This window comes from Pseudomonas sp. SORGH_AS_0211, assembly GCF_031453455.1.
In the GTDB taxonomy this organism is placed as follows: domain Bacteria; phylum Pseudomonadota; class Gammaproteobacteria; order Pseudomonadales; family Pseudomonadaceae; genus Chryseomonas; species Chryseomonas aestiva.
Window position 1 is genome coordinate 926,275 of the sequence record NZ_JAVIZV010000001.1, and the last position, 13,143, is coordinate 939,417.

9 protein-coding genes and 1 pseudogene are annotated in these 13,143 nt (G+C 65.0%); 5 read left to right on the top strand and 5 right to left on the bottom strand.

The features are described from left to right. Positions 1-6: 6 nt before the first annotated feature. Positions 7-609, bottom strand: coding sequence for an NAD(P)H:quinone oxidoreductase (gene wrbA, locus QE393_RS04195; RefSeq protein ID WP_273809074.1), 603 nt, complete (start codon positions 607-609; stop codon positions 7-9). Further along, positions 606-959, bottom strand: a complete 354-nt coding sequence (gene arsC / locus QE393_RS04200) for an arsenate reductase (glutaredoxin) (RefSeq protein WP_273809075.1) — start codon at positions 957-959, stop codon at positions 606-608. Before arsC ends, wrbA begins: the two co-directional genes overlap by 4 nt. Before the next feature lie 91 nt (positions 960-1,050). On the opposite strand from arsC, the gene QE393_RS04205 reads away from it, so the two are divergent. Further along, positions 1,051-2,301, top strand: a complete 1,251-nt coding sequence (locus QE393_RS04205) for a YihY family inner membrane protein (protein ID WP_273809076.1) — start codon at positions 1,051-1,053, stop codon at positions 2,299-2,301. Next, positions 2,298-2,585 (top strand): acylphosphatase, encoded by a 288-nt coding sequence (locus QE393_RS04210; protein WP_273809077.1) that lies wholly within the window; start codon positions 2,298-2,300, stop codon positions 2,583-2,585. Before QE393_RS04205 ends, QE393_RS04210 begins: the two co-directional genes overlap by 4 nt. A 16-nt stretch (positions 2,586-2,601) precedes the next feature. Here the strand turns inward: QE393_RS04210 and QE393_RS04215 are convergent, their stop codons facing one another. Together QE393_RS04215 and QE393_RS04220 are read right to left on the bottom strand one after the other, a co-directional pair. Further along, a complete protein-coding gene (locus QE393_RS04215; protein ID WP_273809078.1) occupies positions 2,602-4,308 on the bottom strand; it encodes a proline--tRNA ligase in 1,707 nt (568 codons plus the stop codon). A gap of 151 nt (positions 4,309-4,459) precedes the next feature. After that, a complete protein-coding gene (locus tag QE393_RS04220) occupies positions 4,460-5,782 on the bottom strand; it encodes an OprD family porin (protein WP_273809079.1) in 1,323 nt (440 codons plus the stop codon). A gap of 368 nt (positions 5,783-6,150) precedes the next feature. Here QE393_RS04220 and QE393_RS04225 point away from each other — a divergent pair, with 368 nt between their 5' ends. From QE393_RS04225 to QE393_RS04235, 3 genes and pseudogenes are all read left to right on the top strand, one after another. Next, positions 6,151-6,567: an HIT family protein gene (locus QE393_RS04225; RefSeq protein WP_310042253.1), complete on the top strand. Its 417-nt coding sequence runs from the start codon at positions 6,151-6,153 to the stop codon at positions 6,565-6,567. Further along, positions 6,564-6,773 (top strand): SlyX family protein, encoded by a 210-nt coding sequence (locus QE393_RS04230; RefSeq protein ID WP_273809081.1) that lies wholly within the window; start codon positions 6,564-6,566, stop codon positions 6,771-6,773. Before QE393_RS04225 ends, QE393_RS04230 begins: the two co-directional genes overlap by 4 nt. A gap of 192 nt (positions 6,774-6,965) precedes the next feature. Beyond that, positions 6,966-11,814 (top strand): annotated as a pseudogene (locus tag QE393_RS04235) (NAD-glutamate dehydrogenase). 109 nt (positions 11,815-11,923) lie between these two features. Here the strand turns inward: QE393_RS04235 and QE393_RS04240 are convergent. Further along, complete coding sequence (locus QE393_RS04240; protein WP_273809083.1) at positions 11,924-12,949, bottom strand: alpha/beta fold hydrolase; 1,026 nt, start codon at positions 12,947-12,949, stop codon at positions 11,924-11,926. Positions 12,950-13,143 lie beyond the last annotated feature (194 nt).

The following is a 13,143-nucleotide window of genomic DNA, read 5'->3' on the forward strand; positions in this document are numbered from 1 at the left end:
CGGCGACTACTTCTTCTGCAAGCGACCCGCCAGGGTCGCCAGGCGCTTGCCCAGGGCCCGGCACAGTGCCGTCTCCTGTTCGTCCAGCGCGCGCTTGCCATCCGCCCCGGCGAAATGACTCGGGCCATAGGGCGTGCCGCCACCCTTGGTTTCCAGCAGGGCGCTCTCGCTGTAGGGCAGGCCGGTGATGAGCATGCCGTGGTGCAGGAGCGGCAGCGCCATGGACAGCAGCGTGCTCTCCTGGCCGCCATGCAGACTGGCGGTGGAGGTGAAGACCCCGGCGGGCTTGTCCACCAGGGCGCCGGTCAGCCAGAGGCTGTTGGTTCCATCCAGAAAATACTTCATGGCGGCGGCCATGTTGCCGTAGCGCGTCGGGCTGCCCAGGGCGAGGGCCGCGCAATCGCGCAGATCATCGAGGGTGGCATAGACCGCACCCTGCTCGGGCACCGCCGGGGCGACGGCGGCGCACTCGGCGGACACCGCCGGCACCGTGCGCAGGCGCGCGGCCATGCCGGCCATCTCGACCCCGCGGGCGACCTGGCGAGCCATCTCGGCGGTGGCACCATGGCGGCTGTAGTAGAGCACCAGGACGTAGGCTTCGGGGGTCATTGCAGGATCTCCAGGACACGCTCGGGGGGACGACCGATGACGGCGCGTTCGCCGCATACGGCGATGGGTCTTTCGATCAGTTTGGGATGGGTGGCCATGGCCGCGATCAGCGCGTCTTCGTCCAGCGCCGGATCGGCGAGGCCCAATTCGCGATAGGCCTCCTCCCCGGTGCGCAGCAACTGGCGCGCGCCCAGGCCCAGCTTGGCGAGCAGCTCGCGCAAGGCGGCTGCATCCGGCGGCGTCTCCAGGTAGGGCACCACGGATACAGCTAGCTCGCGGCTTTGCAGCAACTCCAGCGCCGCTCGCGATTTCGAGCAGCGCGGATTGTGATAGAGGACGATTTCACTCATAGGCTGATCCATAGAAGGTAAGATGGCCATTGTAGCGGGTTGGCGAGGACTGCCGCGCCAGCCCTTGACCGTGCCTTTCGAGGAACCGCCAATGCCGGCCCGCTTGCGTGAACTGCTGTCCTTCGTTCGCTACCTCGCCGACCGCTTCATCGAGGACCGGGCGCCCAACAACGCCGCGGCCCTGACCTACACCACCCTGTTCGCCGTGGTCCCGGTGATGACCGTGACCTTCGCCATGCTCTCGGCGATACCCGCCTTCCAGGGCACCGAGGTGCAGATCCAGGCCTTCATCTTCCGCAACTTCGTGCCCTCCACCGGGGCGACCCTGGAAGAGTACCTGCGCAACTTCATCGAGCAGGCCCGCCACCTGACCTGGCTGGGCGTGGCCCTGCTGGCCGTGACGTCCTTCTTCATGCTGGTGACGGTGGAAAAGACCTTCAACGACATCTGGCGCGTGCGCATTCCGCGGCGCGGGGTCTCCAGCTTCCTGCTCTACTGGGCGGTGCTCAGCCTGGGGCCCCTGCTGCTGGGCGCCGGCTTCGCCATGAGCACCTACCTGGCCTCGGTGGCCCTGGTGTTCGGCTCCTATGGCATGTCCGGTGCCCAGGCGCTGCTCAAGGTCACGCCGTTGCTGTTCAGCATCGCCGCCTTCACCCTGATGTATGCCGCCGTCCCCAATACCCGGGTGCCGCTGCGCCACGCGCTGATCGGCGGGGCCCTGACCGGGGTCCTGTTCGAGGCGGCCAAGAGCCTGTTCGGTCTCTATGTCTTCTATTTCCCCGGCTACCAGCTGATCTATGGCGCCTTCGCCACGGTGCCGCTGTTCCTGGTCTGGATCTATGTCTGCTGGCTGATCGTGCTGCTGGGCGCGGAGGTGGTCTGCAGCCTGTCCACCACCCACCACTGGCGCCGCGCGCCGCTGCCGGCCTTCTTCATCCTGCTCGCCGTGCTGCGGGCCTTTCTGGAGCGCCAGCAGAGCGGCTCCAGCCTGCACCTGGGGCGGCTGCACCAGGCCGGCTGGAAGCTGCCGGAGCATGAATGGCATGCGGTGCTGGCCTTCCTGCAACAGGAGCGTCTGGTATGCCAGAACGACAGCGGCCACTGGGTGCTCTGCCGTGACCTGCATGGCTATGCGCTGTTGGATCTGCTGGATCGCGCGCCCTGGGCGCCGCCTGCGCCGGATTGCTGGCCGCCCGCCGAACGCTTTCCCGGTGACTGGTATCCGCAGCTGCAGGCGGCTTTCGCGCGGCTGCAGGCACAACGTCATGAGCTGCTGGCCGGGAGCGTGGCCCAGTGGCTCAGGGTCGCGCCGGCGCTGGAAGAAAGGGGTGCCCCGCGATGAGGGACGGATCGGCGCGTCGTGGCCTGATCAGTGGGCGCGTACAGGGCGTCTACTATCGCGAGAGCACGCGGCAGGCGGCGCAGCGACTGGGCGTCAGCGGCTGGGTGCGGAATCTGGCGGATGGCCGGGTGGAGTGCCACCTGGAAGGTTCGGTCGAGGCCCTCGCCCATATGGAGCGCTGGCTCTGGCAGGGACCGGCAGCGGCCCAGGTGACCGGGGTGGTGCTGGAGGAGGTGGGCTGTGAAGGCTTCACCGACTTCCAGGTCAGGCGCACGGACGCCTGACCTGGAACGGTAGCCCTCAGCGGGCCTTGAGGAAATCGACGATCTCGGCCAGGGCGATGTTGTGGCTATCGCTGTCGGTACGGCCCTTGTATTCGACCAGGCCTTCATTGAGGCCGCGCTCACCCACCACCAGGCGATGAGGGATGCCGATCAGCTCCATGTCGGCGAACTTCACGCCAGGGCTGGTCTTCTTGTCACGGTCGTCCAGCAGCACGTCGAAGCCGGCGGCCTTCAGTTCGCCATAGAGGCGATCGGTCGCTTCCTTCACCGCGGCGTTCTCGTACTTCATCGGCACCAGGGCGACGTTGAACGGTGCCAGGGCAGCCGGCCAGCGGATGCCGCGCTCGTCATGGTTCTGCTCGATGGCAGCGGCGACCACGCGGGACACGCCGATGCCGTAGCAGCCCATGGTGAGAAGGGTAGGCTTGCCTTCCTCGCCCAGGACCGACAGCTTCATCGCCTCGCTGTACTTGGTGCCCAGCTGGAAGATATGGCCCACTTCGATGCCGCGCTTGATCACCAGGGTACCCTGGCCATCGGGGCTCGGATCGCCGGCCACCACGTTGCGCAGGTCGGCGACCTGGGGCAGCGGCAGATCGCGTTCCCAGTTGACGCCGAAGTAGTGCTTGTCTTCCTGGTTGGCGCCGATGCCGAAGTCGCTCATCAGGGCGACCGAGCGATCGACGATGCAGGGGATCGACAGATTCATCGGGCCCAGGGAGCCAGGGCTGGCACCGATGGCCGCGCGGATCTCGGGCTCGGTGGCGAACACCAGGGGGCTGGCGACTTCCGGCAGGTTGGCCGCCTTGATCTCGTTCAGTTCGTGATCGCCACGGACCACCAGGGCGATCAGCTTGCCTTCCTCGGCGCCACGCACGACCAGGGTCTTCACCGTCTTCTCGATGGCCAGACCGAATTTCTCCACCAGATCGGCGATGGTCTTGGTGTCGGGGGTATCGACCAGACGCAACTCTTCGCTGGCGGCGCCACGCGCGGTTTCCCGCGGTAGGGCCTCGGCCTTCTCGATGTTGGCGGCGTAGTCGGAGCTGTCGCTGAAGACGATGTCGTCTTCACCGGAGCCGGCCAGTACATGGAATTCGTGGGAACCGCTGCCACCGATGGAACCGTTGTCGGCCTGCACCGGACGGAAATTCAGACCCAGGCGGCTGAAGACGTTGCAGTACGCCTGGTACATGGCGTCGTAGGTTTGCTGCAGCGACGCCTGGTTCAGGTGGAAGGAATAGGCATCCTTCATCACGAATTCGCGGCCGCGCATCAGGCCGAAGCGCGGGCGGATCTCGTCACGGAACTTGGTCTGGATCTGGTACAGGTTGATCGGCAGCTGCTTGTAGCTGTTCAACTCGTTGCGCATCAGGTCGGTGATGACTTCCTCGTGGGTCGGGCCCACGCAGAAGTCACGCTGATGGCGGTCCTTCAGGCGCAGCAGCTCGGGGCCGTACTGCTCCCAGCGGCCGGATTCCTGCCACAGCTCGGCGGGCTGGATCGCCGGCATCAGCACCTCCAGGGCGCCGGTGGCGTTCATTTCCTCACGCACCACGGCTTCCACCTTGCGCAGCACGCGCAGGCCCAGCGGCAGCCAGGTATAGAGACCGGAGGCCAGCTTGCGGATCATGCCGGCACGGAGCAGCAGCTGGTGGCTGATCACCACGGCATCGGAAGGGGTTTCTTTGAGGGTGGACAGCAGGAACTGGCTGGTACGCATGGCTAGGCGGTCTGTCGGCATCGAGACGGGACCGGCATTGTACGGCGGGGTGGGGCAGGGCGTACAGGGACGCGGGCGGCGCCGACCGGAGGCCGGAAAAGAACAGCCCGGCGAATGCCGGGCTGCTGGATCGTACGAGGTACGCTGTCCCTTACAGGATGCTCAGCGGGTACTCGGTGATCAGGCGGAACTCGTTGACGTTACCGCTACCGCCAGTACCGGTGCTCGCGTCGCCACGGTGCCAGGTCTGGCGAATACGGAAGGACAGATCCTTGGCCGGGCCGCTCTGCAGAACGTACTTGGCTTCAAGGTTGGTCTCGTGTTCTTTATCGCCGTCTTGGTAGAGGTTGGCGTAGGCAGTATTGGCGTTGGGTGCATCGATGCCAGTGCCACGCACATAACGGGTCATGAAGCTCAGGCCGGGTACGCCCAGGGTGGCCATGTTCAGATCGTAGCGCGCCTGCCAGGACTTCTCGCCCGGGGCGTTGAAGTCGGAGAACTGGATGGAGTTGGCCAGGAAGATGCTGTCGCCACCGCTACCCAGGGCGCCGCCTTTGCCGCCTGCACCCACATAGTCGAACGGAGTGTCACCATTCACTTTCTGGAAGGCCAGAGTAAAGGTATGGGCATCGATGCTATAGGCAGCAGCCAGCGAGAAGGTGTTGTTGCTGATCTTGCCTGCGTCGGCGCTACCGGTGTCTTCAGTGTAGTAGTAGTTGGCGTCGAAGGTCAGGGACTGGTTCGAAGACAGCGGCTGAACGTAGTTCAGGTTGCCGTAGTACTGATTCCAGATGTCCTGGAGTTTGCCGTAGTACAACGAAGCACTCAGCTGATCGTTCAGCTTGTACTTGCCGCCCACGTAGTCGCCCGACTTGCTGGTTACGCCCGCGTACTCAGCACCCAGGTTGCCGTCGTGGTAGGTGTTGATGTTGTCGCGACCGGCGGTGAAGTGGCCCGCTTCCAGGAACAGGTTCTGGATTTCTTCGCTGGTCAGCATGAAGCCGGTAGCGGTCTGCGGGAACAGGCGGCTGCCACCCACGGCGAACACGGGCGAGGTCGGCTGCAGGTTGCCGTACTTCAGCACGGTGTTGGAGATGCGCAGTTTGACTGCGGCGCCAGCGGTGGAGTACTCGTCGTTCGGGCGGCCATCGTTGCCGATCGGCAGGTTGCCGGTGCCGGCATAACCCTTGCCGCCATCGAGCTTGATGCCGAGGTAGCCGAAGGCATCCACACCGACGCCTACGGTGCCCTGAGTGAAGCCCGACGCGTAGTTAAGCAGGAAGCCATGGCTCCAGTCGCGACGGTCGTTCGAGCCGCCATCACGATCCCGGTTGAAATAGTAGTTGCGGTTCAACAGGTTCAGCTTGCTATCTTCGACAAAGCCCTTGGATTCGGACTGCTGGTCGGCGAAAGCCAGTTGAGTGGTCCCTGCGGCTACTGCCAGGGCGAGAATGCTCCACTTCATCGCTTGCATCAGAAATGCTCCTTTGGGTTGAAAGTCAGCCATCGTGTCAGCCGTGGCTGTTTGTTCTAATGGCGGCACATATAGCACCTCTCTCGGAGGGGCGATAGGCTTCATCAAAATTTTGCATGTGATGAGCGGATTAACCGTGACTCTTAAGAAAGCGCTTTAAGAGTTCCCGTCCGATCGTCGTACCCGGATCGTGATAGCAAAAAGCGTGCACAAATCCTCAAACGTCGAGCACGCCTGTCTATCGCAAGGCTACTCCCCGGGTGACGGGCAGTTTCGGGAGGGTTGATTGCACCTTTGTGACACCAAAGGCTTCACGTTGCCCAAGCCGTGCACACTTTTAGTGCTGACTGGTGTTAGCAGGAGATGAGATGTTCCAAATAGATCCACGACTGGCCGGCGATTCCCTGGAAGTGACGTCCTTGACGCTGTGCCAGGTATTGCTGCTGAACGATCGCCGCTATGACTGGCTGGTGCTGGTGCCCCGCCGCGAAGGTGTTACCGAGGTCCTCGACCTGTCACCCCAGGGCCAGGCACAACTGTGGCGAGAGGTGACACTTGTTGCCCAGGTGTTGCGTAACGCTCACCCTGACTGCAAATTGAACATCGGCGCCCTGGGTAACGTTGTCCGGCAATTGCACCTGCATGTCCTGCTGCGGCAGGAAGGTGATCCGGCCTGGCCCGGCCCGGTATGGGGGCACTCGCCACGCGAGCCCTATGGCGCCGAGGCCGGCCACGCTGCCGCCGAGCGCTGGCGGGTGCAGCTCGAACAGGAGGTACCGGCATGACCCTCGAAGAACGTATCGCCGACCTGGAGATGCGCCAGGCTTTCCAGGACGACACCATCCAGACCCTCAACGACATCATCGTCGAGCAGCAGCGGACCCTGGATCGCTGCGCGGCACAGATCCGCATGCTGGCCGAACGCCAGGTGGAGTTGCAGAGCGCGGGCGGTGGCGGCATGCCGGACGAAGCCCCGCCGCCACACTATTGAGATCCGTTCCGCAGCTGAATCTTGTTGTCGCCCTGACGTACGTGCGCAGGCGGCTTTGCCGGCTACTCTAGCAGCACTGCATCCTTGCACTTTTTTGGTGCAGTCCGGCCTCGTCCCTTGTGGAACTCGCTCCGGGAGAGGCCTGTCCTCTGCGGAGCGAAGCCCACAGCACCTTCAGGACGGAGTACGGTTATGGCGTTTTTCACCGCTGCCAGCCAAGCGGATTTCCAACAACAACTCAAGAATGCCCTCGCGGCCCATGTCGAAGGGGATACCCTCGAACAACTGGATCGCTTCACCGCCCAGTTCTTCGGCATCGTCCCGCTGGAAGAACTCACCCAGCGTCGGCTGTCCGATCTGGTCGGCTGCGTGCTGTCGGCCTGGCGCTTGCTGGACGTCTTCGATCCGGCGGAGCCGCGGGTACAGGTCTTCAATCCGGATTACGAGCGACACGGCTGGCAATCGAGCCACACCGTGGTCGAGGTGTTGCACGCCGACTCCCCCTTCCTGGTGGATTCGGTACGGATGGAGCTCAATCGCCAGGGCTACAGCGTCCATACCTTGCAGAACAGTGTCCTCAGCGTGCGCCGGGATGCCCAGGGTCGCCTGCTCGAGCTGCTGCCCAAGGGCCAGCAGGGCGAAGGGGTCACCCGCGAGGCCCTGATGTTCCTCGAGATCGACCGTTGCGCGGCCACCACCGAATTGCGCACCCTGGAGGCGGCGCTGCAGGAGATCCTCGGCGAGGTCCGGCTGACCGTCGGTGACTTCGCGGCCATGAAGGCCAAGGTCGCCGATCTGCTGACCTGGCTGGATCGGCGTCCGGCCGGTGTGGAGGAGGGTGAACTGGCCGAGGTGAAGGCCTTCCTCGACTGGCTGCGCAACGACAGATTCACCTTCCTCGGCTACGAGGAGTTCACCGTCGAAGGCGATGGCGAGACGGCGATTCAGCGCTATGTGCCCCGAGTCCCTGCTGGGGCTGTCGCGCCGTTTGCGTGGCCGGCCCGAGACCGCCGAGATCACGCTGTCCGGTGATCCGCTGCGCTATCTGCGCGAGCCGGTGCTGCTGTCCTTCGCCAAGGCGGCCGACCCGAGCCGGGTGCATCGCCCGGCCTATCCCGATTTCGTTTCCCTGCGCGAGGTGGATGCCAGCGGCCGGGTGGTGCGCGAGCACCGCTTCATGGGCCTCTATACCTCCAGCGTCTACAACGACAGCGTGCGGGAGATTCCCTATATCCGCCGCAAGGTCGACGAGGTGCGTCGCCGCGCCGACTTCGATAGCAGCGCCCACCTCGGCAAGGAGCTGGCCCAGGTCCTCGAAGGCCTGCCGCGGGACGATCTGTTCCAGACCCCGGTGGACGATCTCTTCAGCACTGCCATGGCCATCGTGCAGATCCAGGAGCGCAGCAAGGTCCGCGTCTTCCTGCGCCGCGATCCCTATGGCCAGTTCTTCTATTGCCTGGCCTATGTGCCGCGCGACATCTACTCCACCGAAGTGCGCCAGCGCATGCAGCAGATCCTCATGGATCGCCTGCACGGCACCGATTGCGAATTCTGGACCTTCTTCTCCGAGTCCGTGCTGGCACGGGTGCAGTTCATCCTGCGCGTCGATCCGCTGCAGCCGCAGGACGTCGATCCGGCGCGCCTGGAGCAGGAGATGGTGCAGGCCTGCCGCAGCTGGAAGGACGACTTCGCCAGCCTGATGGTGGACAGCTTCGGCGAGGCCCAGGGTACCTCCATCCTGGCCGACTATCCGTTGGGCTTCCCGGCCGGCTACCGCGAGCGCTTCGCACCGCACCTGGCCGTGGTGGACATGCGTCACCTGCTGGCCCTGAAGGATGATCGCCGCCTGGCCATGGGCTTCTACCAGCCGCTGACCCAGACCGGCGACAACATCCTGCACTGCAAGCTCTACCACGCCGATACGCCCCTGGCGCTGTCGGACGTCCTGCCGATCCTGGAAAATCTCGGCCTGCGCGTGCTGGGCGAATTCCCCTATGAGCTGCGCCATCGCAATGGCCGCCGCTACTGGATCCACGATTTCGCCTTCACCACCGTGGCCGGCCTGGAGCTGGATCTGCAGCAACTCAACGACACCTTCCAGGACGCCTTCGTCCAGGTGGTGGACGGCCAGGCGGAAAACGACAGCTTCAACCGCCTGGTACTGACCGCCGGCCTGCCCTGGCGGGACGTCGCGGTGCTGCGGGCCTATGCGCGCTATCTCAAGCAGATCCGCATCGGCTTCGACATCGGCTATATCGCCGCCACCCTCAATGCCCACGTCGACATCGCCCGGGAGCTGGTGCGGCTGTTCCGCATGAAGTTCTACCTGGCGCGGCGCATGACCAGCGAGGACCTGGACGACAAGCAGCAGCGTCTGGAGCAGGCCATCCTCAGCGCCCTTGACGACGTCGCGGTGCTCAACGAAGACCGCATCCTGCGGCGCTACCTGGACCTGATCAAGGCGACCCTGAGAACCAACGTGTTCCAGACCGACGCCGCGGGCAAGCCCAAGGCCTACTTCAGCTTCAAGCTCGATCCCAAGGCCATTCCCGAGCTGCCGCGCCCGGTGCCGCGCTACGAGATCTTCGTCTACAGCCCGCGCGTGGAAGGGGTGCACCTGAGATTCGGCAACGTCGCCCGCGGCGGCCTGCGCTGGTCGGATCGCGAGGAAGACTACCGCACCGAGGTGCTGGGCCTGGTCAAGGCGCAGCAGGTCAAGAACTCGGTGATCGTCCCCGTGGGTGCCAAGGGCGGCTTCGTGCCGCGGCGTCTGCCCACCGGTGGCTCCCGTGACGACATCCAGGCCGAGGCCATCGCCTGCTACCGCATCTTCATCAGCGGCCTGCTGGACATCACCGACAACCTCAAGGATGGCGAGGTTGTCCCGCCGGCTGCGGTGGTGCGCTACGACGGCGACGATCCCTACCTGGTGGTGGCGGCCGACAAGGGCACCGCGACCTTCTCCGACATCGCCAATGGCATCGCCCAGGACTACGGTTTCTGGCTCGACGATGCCTTCGCCTCCGGTGGCTCGGCGGGCTATGACCACAAGAAGATGGGCATCACCTCGCGGGGCGCCTGGGTCAGCGTGCAGCGCCACTTCCGTGAGCGCGGCATCGATGTGCAGACCGATCCGGTCACCGTGGTGGGCATCGGCGACATGGCCGGCGACGTCTTCGGCAACGGTCTGCTGCGTTCGCGCAGCCTGGAGCTGGTGGCGGCCTTCAACCACCTGCACATCTTCATCGATCCCAATCCGGACGCCGAGCGCAGCTATGTCGAGCGCGAGCGGCTGTTCAACCTGCCACGTTCGAGCTGGACCGACTATGACGCCAGCCTGATCTCCCAGGGCGGTGGCATCTTCCCGCGCAGCGCCAAGCGCATCGCCATCAGCCCCGAGATGAAGGCGCGCTTCGATCTGCAGGCCGATCACCTGACGCCCAACGAGCTGATCAATGCCCTGCTCAAGGCGCCGGTCGATCTGATCTGGAACGGCGGCATCGGCACCTACGTGAAGGCCAGCTTCGAAACCCACGCCGATATCGGCGACAAGGCCAACGACGGTCTGCGCGTGGACGGCTGCGACCTGCGCGCCAAGGTGATCGGCGAGGGTGGCAACCTGGGCATGAGCCAGCTGGCACGGGTGGAATTCGGCCTGCACGGCGGCGCCTGCAACACTGACTTCATCGACAACGCCGGCGGCGTGGACTGCTCCGACCACGAGGTCAACATCAAGATCCTGCTGGGCGACGTGGTCTCCGCCGGCGACATGACCGTCAAGCAGCGCAATACGCTGATGGGCGAGATGACCGACGAGGTCGGCGAGCTGGTGGTCGCCAACAACTACATGCAGACCGGTGCCCTGTCCCTGGCGGAATATCGCGCGCGGACCCACCTGGCCGAATACCAGCGGCTGATCGTGGATCTCGAAGGCCGCGGCAAGCTGGATCGCACCCTGGAATTCCTGCCCAGCGACGAGGTGCTCGCCGAGCGCGCCGCCAAGGGGCAGGGGTTGACCCGTTCCGAGCTGTCGGTGCTGATCTCCTACAGCAAGATCGACCTCAAGGAACAGTTGCTGGCGTCCACGATGCCGGACGACGAATATCTCGCCCGGGACATGCAGGGCGCCTTCCCGCAACGCCTGACCGAGCAATTCCCCGAGGCGATGGCGCGCCACCGTCTCAAGCGCGAGATCGTCGCCAACCAGATCGCCAATGACCTGATCAACCACATGGGCATCACCTTCGTGCAGCGCCTGTGCGAATCCACCGGCATGAGCGCGGCCGATGTCGCCCGCGCCTATGTGGTGATGCGCGATGTGCTGCACCTGCCGCACTGGTGGCGTCAGGTGGAGGCCCTGGATCACCAGGTGCCGGCCGAATTGCAGTTGCGCCTGATGAGCGAGCTGATGCGCCTGGGACGGCGGGCAACCCGCTGGTTCCTGCGCAGCCATCGCAGTGGCCTGGACGCGGGCGCCGTGGCGGCCTTCTTCGGGCCGCGCATCGCCGCGCTGGGCGTACGGCTGGACGAGCTGCTGCAGGGCGAACCGCGCCAGGACTGGGAAGAGCGCTTCCGCGCCTATACCGAGGCGGGCGTGCCTGAACTGTTGGCACGGGTCGTCGCCGGGACCAACCACATCTATACCTTGTTGCCGGTGATCCAGGCCGCGGAGGTCACCGTCCAGGATCCGCTGGAGGTGGCGGCCACCTGGTTCGCCGCGGGTGATGTGCTGGATCTGGCCTGGTATCAGCAGCAGCTCAACCAGTTGCCGGTCGCCAATGCCTGGCAGGCCCTGGCGCGCGAGGCCTTCCGCGACGAGGTGGATCTGCAGCAGCGCACCATCACCATCGCCATGCTCAATCTGAGCGGAGCACCCAACGATCCGGAGGCCCGGCTTTCGCTGTGGCTGGAACGGCATCGGGCGGCGGTGGAGCGCTGGCGTGGTCTGCTGGTGGATCTGCGCAATGCCAGCGGTCAGGACTATGCGATGTACAGCGTCGCCACTCGTGAGCTGGCGGATCTGGCCAGCAGCAGCGTCTGAGGCAGAAGCGCGCCCGCGAAGGTATTTCGCGGGTGCGCTGATCCGACAGCCCAAGACCAAGGCGGCGTACCCTCGGGTGCGCCGCCTTTTTTTCACTCCTGGAATAGGGTCAGGGTTTCGATTGGGTCGAGGGTGGCTGGAGGGCGTTCAGCCCTTGCAGCAGCGCCTGGTGGAAGCGTTCCGGCGCCTGCATCTGCGGCGCATGGCCCAGGTCGTCGAATTCCACCAGGGTCGCCTGGGGAATGCGCCGGGCCGCCGCCTTGCCCAGTTCGGGATAGTGACCCAGCTGCGCCTTGAGGGCGGCCGGCGCCGCATCCTTGCCGATGGCGGTGGTATCGCGCTGGCCGATCAGCAGCAGGGTGGGCATGTGCAGCCGGTCGAATTCGTAGACCACCGGCTGGCTGTAGATCATGTCGTAGATCAGGGCGGAGTTCCACGCCACCCGCTCCTTACCCGGTCCTTCGTTGAGACCCGCGAGCATTTCCACCCAGCGATCGTAGGTGGGGGACCATTGGCCGGCGTAATAGGTGCTGCGCTCATAGTCGCGGATGGCGGCGGCCGAGGTCTTGAGCTCCCGGGCATACCACTGGTCGACGCTGCGATAGGGCACGCCCAGCGCCTTCCAGTCTTCCAGGCCGATGGGATTGACCAATACCAGCTGCTCGGTGGCCTCGGGATAGAGGAGGGCGTAGCGTGTCGCCAGCATGCCGCCGGTCGAATGGCCGATCAGGGTCGCCCGGGCGATGCCCAGGTGGTCGAGCAGGGCGCGGGTGTTGGCGGCCAGTTGCTGGAAGCTGTATTGATAGTGCGCCGGTTTGCTCGACTTGCAGAAGCCGATCTGGTCCGGAGCCACGATCCGATAGCCGGCAGCGCTCAGCACCTGGATGCTTTGCGCCCAGGTACCGGCGCAGAAGTTCTTGCCGTGCAGCAGGACCAGGGTCCGCCCGTTGGGTGTTCCGCTCGGCGCGACGTCGAGATAGGCCATTTCCAGAGGCTGTCGCTGGGAGTCGAAGCTGAAGGTCTTGACCGGGTAGTCGTAGGCGAAGCCTTCGAGACGTTCGCCATAGACGGGCGCCGCCTGGGTGAGCGGACTCAGCAGCAGGGCGGCCAGGGGGAGGGCGAGGCGCAGGGACATGGGCAGGATCCTGGGGTCAAACCAGTTCCGACCGGACGCCGGTGGCGAAGATTCCAGGTTGTCCCTCGAGTGCTGTCGGCCTTGCTGCCGGTGTCCGGGCTGCAGGCCGTTTCGCTTCGCCTCCCGCCCCGGGTCTGATAGTCTGGATGACCTTTGTTTCCGTTTCGGCGCACCGCTTTCCCTGCGCTTCTTCC